A 1,138-nucleotide genomic window follows, 5' to 3' on the forward strand; every position below is an offset into this window, starting at 1 on the left:
GAATCGAACAAGATAGTGAAGCCGGCGACAAGCGTTTTCGCTGTAACCAATTGTTATTGTTGAAGTTTATTGAAAAGATGGACCTTTGCGGCAGGTGATGCGGCCATCACCACAGGGGCTTGTTGGCGAAAGCATGCCCTGAACCGGATTTGAGATAGCGCTCGAATGAAGCTGCCTTGGCCTGGTTCGAAAAGGCCATATAGCTGACGATCCGCCACGGCAGAAACTTGGATGTATGGCTGGATTTCCCCGCATTGTGCTCGACAAGCCGCCGTTTCAGGTCCGTCGTTATGCCGATATAGCGTTCGCCTTCCGCAGCCGTACTCTCCAGAAGATACACATACCACGTGAGCTGCTCTCCTACGCCAAGGCTTCGGAGGGCATCCTCTCCGCCATCCTGCTTCGCGCTGAGGTGGGCTTGTCCTGCGAAGCTCGAAGGGCGAAGCAGGACCAATCGAATTTTGCAAGGGATTCTCTGGGCTTACGCTGTACGGCAGGTAGCACACCACACGGTCCGGCCCTCCTACGCCAAGGCTTCGGAGGGCATGCTTCGCGCTGAGGGTTGGGCTTGTCCTGCGAAGCTCGAAGAGCGAAGCAGGATGGCGGAGAGGATGGGATTCGAACCCACGAGAAGCTTTTGACCTCTACTCCCTTAGCAGGGGAGCGCCTTCGACCACTCGGCCACCTCTCCGTTGCGCCGCTGGATAGAGAAAAGCGCCGGCACAATCAACAAGCCGGCGCGATAATCGTTGAAAAATCCGCATTCGGCCGCAGCGGCGCCTTTTGCATGCGGCGATTCTACGGCAGTTCCCTGGCTGGCGAGTCGGCGACATGGCCGCAATTCTGGCCGGCCATCGCCGGATTCGGCCGCATTGCGCGGCGCTGGATAAGGCTTGCGGGCCCTTCGATAGTTAATGAGAGCTTTCTGACTGAGGCCAAATCGTGTCATTTGTGCAACAACGCATGGGGATAGCGCCCGCATAGCCCTTTTGCCTGTACGATCGTGGTTGAACGCCGCCGCCTCATGGGTAATGTCGATTTCGAAGGAGCGGCGCGGTGCGCATCTTTTTCGGTAGTGGGGATGGGGCAGGGAACGCTGTCCTTCAGCAAAGAATACCCAGACCCGTTTTTTAACTTT

2 protein-coding genes and 1 tRNA gene are annotated in these 1,138 nt (G+C 57.0%); all 3 read right to left on the reverse strand.

Annotated elements, in window-relative coordinates; genetic code table 11:
* Positions 1-106: 106 nt before the first annotated feature.
* On the reverse strand, positions 107-454 hold the full coding sequence (locus NKJ64_RS30430; protein ID WP_502902899.1) for a GIY-YIG nuclease family protein: 348 nt from the start codon (positions 452-454) through the stop codon (positions 107-109).
* A 146-nt stretch (positions 455-600) separates the two neighbouring features.
* Positions 601-691 (reverse strand) — tRNA-Ser (locus NKJ64_RS30435).
* Positions 653-1,138, reverse strand: a 486-nt coding sequence (locus NKJ64_RS30440; protein WP_352463829.1) for a hypothetical protein, incomplete at its 5' end; no start/stop codon positions are given. The genes NKJ64_RS30435 and NKJ64_RS30440, both read right to left, overlap by 39 nt.

Origin of the sequence: Mesorhizobium sp. M0062, from assembly GCF_040323125.1 — a bacterium.
Taxonomy (GTDB): domain Bacteria; phylum Pseudomonadota; class Alphaproteobacteria; order Rhizobiales; family Rhizobiaceae; genus Mesorhizobium.